General features: G+C 74.0%; 5 protein-coding genes and 2 pseudogenes. 2 read left to right on the forward strand and 5 right to left on the reverse strand.

Annotated elements, in window-relative coordinates:
• Window positions 1-66: 66 nt before the first annotated feature.
• The 4 genes and pseudogenes from JNW87_RS34705 to JNW87_RS34720 all read right to left on the reverse strand — a co-directional run bounded on the left by JNW87_RS34705 (window position 67) and on the right by JNW87_RS34720 (window position 3,636).
• Window positions 67-1,197 carry a threonine/serine dehydratase gene (locus tag JNW87_RS34705; protein WP_238455148.1) on the reverse strand — a complete coding sequence of 377 codons (1,131 nt, stop codon included), beginning with the start codon at window positions 1,195-1,197 and terminating at the stop codon, window positions 67-69.
• Between the two features lie 151 nt (window positions 1,198-1,348).
• Window positions 1,349-1,765, reverse strand: a pseudogene (locus JNW87_RS34710) (acyltransferase family protein); the annotation flags it as partial.
• A 144-nt stretch (window positions 1,766-1,909) separates the two neighbouring features.
• A complete protein-coding gene (locus JNW87_RS34715) occupies window positions 1,910-2,974 on the reverse strand; it encodes a HAMP domain-containing sensor histidine kinase (protein ID WP_238455149.1) in 1,065 nt (354 codons plus the stop codon).
• Window positions 2,971-3,636: a response regulator transcription factor gene (locus tag JNW87_RS34720; protein WP_109799898.1), complete on the reverse strand. Its 666-nt coding sequence runs from the start codon at window positions 3,634-3,636 to the stop codon at window positions 2,971-2,973. The genes JNW87_RS34715 and JNW87_RS34720 overlap by 4 nt, the downstream gene beginning before the upstream one ends.
• A gap of 302 nt (window positions 3,637-3,938) precedes the next feature.
• Between JNW87_RS34720 and JNW87_RS34725 the strand changes: the two genes are divergently transcribed.
• Window positions 3,939-4,196, forward strand: coding sequence for a hypothetical protein (locus tag JNW87_RS34725; RefSeq protein WP_109799897.1), 258 nt, complete (start codon window positions 3,939-3,941; stop codon window positions 4,194-4,196).
• 48 nt (window positions 4,197-4,244) lie between these two features.
• Here the strand turns inward: JNW87_RS34725 and JNW87_RS34730 are convergent, their stop codons facing one another.
• Entirely contained in the window at window positions 4,245-4,730 is a 486-nt protein-coding gene (locus JNW87_RS34730; protein WP_109799896.1) for an MFS transporter, read from the reverse strand.
• Window positions 4,731-4,758: 28 nt separating this feature from the next.
• Between JNW87_RS34730 and JNW87_RS34735 the strand changes: the two are divergent.
• Window positions 4,759-4,863, forward strand: a pseudogene (locus tag JNW87_RS34735) (IS607 family transposase); the annotation flags it as partial.

The raw sequence follows: 4,863 nt of genomic DNA on the forward strand, positions 1-4,863 counted from the left end.
GCCCCGCCGGCCGCGAGGCGCACGCGCCGGCCAGGCCGGCCGCCCCGGACGGCTCGGCGAGCACCTTCAGCTCCAGCAGCAGCAGCCGGAACGCTCGGCGATCTCCTCGTCGTCGACCCGCACCACGCCCCGCACGCCGTCGCGCAGCACGGCGAACGGCAGCTCACCCACGCAGGACGGCCGCAGCCCGTCGGCGATCGTGGGCCCCGGCGCGACCGGGACCCGCCGGCCGGCCGCCAGGCTGCGGGCCAGCGAGTCGCAGCCGACCGGCTCGACCCCGTACACGTCGATCTCGCTGCCGGACGCGGCCAGGCAGGCCCCCGCGACCCCGCCGCCACCGCCGACCGGCACCACCAGCGCGTCCAGCGGGGTGCCGGCCCGTTCGGCCTCGGCGATCAACTCCAGGCTCGCGGTGCCCTGCCCGGCGATGACGTCCGGGTGGTCGTACGCGTCGATCAGCGGGTGCCCGGTGGCGTCGCTGACCTGGCGGGCCACCGCGAGCCGTTCCTCGACGGTGGTGCCGGCGAGCACGACCCGCGCGCCGGCCGCCCGGGCCCGGGCCACCTTGGTCGCCGCCGCGTCGACCGGCAGCACCACGGTGGCCGTCAACCCGTGCCGTCGGGCCGCCAGCGACACCGCCACCGCGTGGTTGCCGGTGCTCTGGGCGACCACCCCGGCATGCCCGGCGGCGGCGAGCCGGCCGACCGCGAGCAGCGCGCCGCGCATCTTGTACGAGCCGCCGGCTTGCAGGTTCTCCGCCTTCATCAGGACCCGGGCGCCGGCCAGCCGGTCGATCGCCGGGGAGCGCAGCACGGGGGTGCGCACCACCCTGCCGGACAACCACCGGGCGGCGTCCTCGACGTCGGCCCTGGTCGGGCCGGCCGGCGTCGGGGGATCTGTGCGTGACATCGGGTCTCCTTCGATTGCGGTTGAGGTCGGGCGCCGGCGGCGCGTGGGCAGGTCGAACAGCCAGGTCGCGCCGGCCGCCAGCAGCGCGCGGTGGACGGCCAGGCTGAGCGCCAGCACCACCGCGGTGAGCAGGACCGGGTAGCAGGTCACCAGCAGAGCCCGGCTCGTGCCCGTCAGCTCGGCGACGGGGCCGGCGAGCAGCCGGTGCAGCAGCGCCAGGACCGGCATGTGGATGACGTAGACCGGCAGCGTCCGGCGGCCGAGGGTGGCGAGCGCCCCGCCGACCACCCACCGCCGGGGAGCCGGGCCGCCGCGGTGACGCCGAACGCCACCGCGGCGACGGACACCACCAGCTGAGCGCCGGGCCACCGCTCGGCGTGGCCAGGACGAAGTAGAGCGCCAACGCGTACAGGTACCAGAGGTTGGACGGGGTGACGGTGAGCTGGATCAGCAGCCCGCCGACGCTGGTGGTTCGGTCGGTCGGGAAGCCCGGGGCAAGGGCCAGCACGGCGGTGTGGATCAGCAGCCAGACCGCGTACAGGTAGAGCAGCCGGGCGACCCGGGGGCGGCCGGCGACCCCCCACGGCCGGGCAACGGCGTTCGCTGCGAAGATCCCGGGGATGGTGAAGAACAGCGGCATCCGCAGCGGCAGCAGTTGCTCCCCGAACAGCCCCCAGGCGCCCGGCACCGGCAGGCCGACCCGCCAGTCGATCTGGAGGTAGTGCTTGACGACGACGTGCCAGAGCACCACGAGGACGATGCAGGCGCCCTTGGCCACGTCGGCCCACACCACGCGGTCCGCCGGCGTCGGGGCGACCGCCGCCGTCGTCGCGGTCGGGTCCGTACGGGTCGTCACGGTGCTCTCCTCTCCGGCTCCGGGCAGCGCCGGTTCCGGGCCCCGGATGGGGGACGGGTCGGTTTTCCGGGCATGCCGGAGGTGGGGATGCCGCGGTACGCGGATCCCGGGGAAGGTGGGTGGTGTGTTGGCGGGTCGGCCGGGTCAGTGCGGGGCGGGCAGGTGGACGTCGACCCGAAGGCCGCCGTACTCGGCGGGTCGGGCCGCGATGATGCCGTCGTGTGCCTGGGTGATCGAGCGGGCGATGGCGAGGCCGAGGCCAGCGCCCCCGCCCTGGTTGGTGCGGTCCCGGGCCAGGCGTCGGAACGGCTCGAACAGGCCCGGCACCGCCTCGGCCGGCACCACCTGGCCGGTGTTGACCACGCTCAGCGCCGGATCGCCGCCGACCGTGACGGTGAGGGTGCCGCCGGGCCGGTTGTACTTGATCGCGTTCTCCACCAGGTTCGTCACCAGGCGTTCCAGCAGCACCCGCTCGCCCAGCACGACGCGGGGATCGAGGCGGCACTCGACGGTCACGCCGGCCTGCGTCGTCCGGTCCTGGTACGCGGCCAGTACGCCGGTGACGATCTCGTCGAGCCGTTGCGGCGTACTCGAGCGCAGCCCCTGGTCGCTCTCGCTGAGCGCGAGCAGCCCGTCGATGAGCCGCTCGTTGCGTTCGTTGGTCTCCAGCAGCTGGGCGGTCAGCAGCTCCAGCTGGTCTTCGGTGGCCGCCCGGCCCAGGCCGACCTCGATCAGCGTCCGCTGCACGGCCAGCGGCGTGCGCAGCTCGTGCGAGGCGTTCGCGGCGAACCGCCGCTGCCCCTCGTAGCCGGCGGCGATGCGCTCCATCATCTCGTCGATCGCCCGGGCGAGCCGGGCCAGCTCGTCGCGCCCCCGGGGTCGGATCCGGTGGCCGAGGTTCTGCGGCCCGACGTGCGCGATCGGCTCGGCGAGGTCGCGCACCGGGCGCAGGCACCACAGGGTGGCCCACGCCAGCGCCGCCACGGCGACCAGGAACACCAGCGGCAGGCCCAGCGCCAGCAGCCCTTCGGCGGCCGGCCGCGCCAGGCTGCAGGCCTGCTGCAGCCCGGGCAGCGGCACGTCGCAGAACTGCTGGCCGCGTACCCACACGGCGCCCAGCAGCTGCTTCGCCAGGCCGGGCAGGGAGTACCCGACGAGCAGGGCGAGCACGCCGACGAGCAGGATGCGGCGACGGGGGGTCCAGTTCACGCCGGGCTGCCGATCCGGTAGCCGGCCTTGGGCACGGTATGGATGATCGCGGGCTCGCCGAGCTTCTTGCGCAGGGTCATCACGGTGACCCGCACGGCGTTGGTGAACGGGTCGGCGAACTCGTCCCAGGCCTGCTCCAGCAGCTCCTCCGCGCTCACCACCCGGCCGCCCGCGCGCATCAGGACGTGCAGCACGGCGAACTCCTTGGGGCTCAGGCCGAGGGCGCGACCGTCCCGGGTGGCGGTGTGCCGAGCGACGTCCAGCACCACGCCGCGCTGTTCCAGCACCGGTGGCACGGCCGGCGCGGACCGCCGGCCGAGGGCCTGCACCCGGGCCACCAGCTCGGCGAAGGCGAACGGCTTGGTCAGGTAGTCGTCCGCGCCCAGGCCGAGCCCCTCCACCCGGTCCCGGATCCCGGCGGCCGCGGTGAGCAGCAGCACCCGGGTACCGACGTCGGACCCGGCGATGCTCCGGCACACCTCGTCGCCGGTCTGCCCGGGCATGTCCCGGTCCAGCACCGCCACGTCGTACCGGTTCACCTTGATCCGCTCCAGCGCGCCGTCGCCTTCGTAGCAGACGTCGACGGCCATCGAGAGGCGCCGCAGCCCCTCGGCGACCGTGTCCGCCAGCAACCGCTCGTCGTCCGCCACCAGCACCCGCACGCTTCCGCTCCCCGTGGTTCCTCGTCGTCCGGCACACCGTGGCAGGCCGGGGTTAAGGGTTCTGTAAGTACCCGCAGGAGCCATCCTCCACGGCGACGCTCGGCGGACAAACCGCCGCAAGCCCGGCCGCCGGTCTCGTCCTTGTGCCGCACGCTCTGCGGCATTCGTACGGGCCGGAAGCGTGGTCTCGGCGGTGAGGGTGAGCTGCGTCACCAAGGGGGCGGGGTCGCCTGTGCCGACCCCCGGCCCGGCCCGACGCTCGGCGTCGACCCGGCGAGCGGCCGATGCCGGACCATGGACGGATGCAGACGGCGCGCGTGGTGGGGTGGCTCGGCCTGGCCGCACACCTGGCCCTGGGAATCTGGTACGCGGCGAGTGGGTTGGTCGCCCCGGCCGGGGCGGTCGCCGGGCTACTGGGGGTCTGGCTTGTGCTCCTCGCGGTGGCGATCCGGCTCCTTCGCCGGCGGCCGGCGCTCGTGCCGTTGGTGCCGCTGGCGGCCGTGCTGATCTGGCTGGCGGTCGTCTCGGCCGGTGACGCCTGGCTCGGCTGGACAGCGTGATGGTGCGGGCCGGCTGAGCTCGACCTTCAACCCGGCCCGGAGCGGATGTCAGGGCCGCCGCACGCGCGGTGGCCCGCGGCGGAGGTCGAAGGCCTCGGGATGGCGGGTGAACGCCCACGTGGCTGACGCGAGCGCTACCAGACACAGCGTTGCCGGGACGAGGAAGCCGACCTGAGGTCCCAGCGTGGCAACGGACACCGTCGCCACGAGACTCCCATTGATCGCCGCCACGTTCTCGTGACTGAGGTAGATCGAGGTCGCCCTGCCGGCACGTCCCACCATCAACCGCTGCGCCAGGTCGATGCCGACCATGACCGTGGCGGCACCGAACAGCGCGTAGCCGATCTGCAGCAGCAGCAACTGCCCGGGTGTGGTGACGACGACGAGGCCGCCGTAGTAGGCCACGCTCGCGGCACCGCCTGCCAGGAACACCGTGCCGCGTCCCCAGCGCAGCGCGGCGAACGCCATCGCCGGCATGAGTACCAGCTCGCACAGCGGGGGCTGACAACTGCTCACTCTCCCGTGATCAAACATACGAATATATGAGTGTTAGTATCGTTCTGTGAAGCTTGCCGAGTGGGCGCGCCGTAACGGTGTGCACCCGCAGACCGCGTACCGCTGGTTCCGGGAGGGGACCATGCCGGTGCCCGCTCGGCGTCTGCCGTCC

Source organism: Micromonospora sp. ATA51 (genome assembly GCF_016802855.1).
GTDB classification, from domain to species: domain Bacteria; phylum Actinomycetota; class Actinomycetes; order Mycobacteriales; family Micromonosporaceae; genus Micromonospora; species Micromonospora sicca.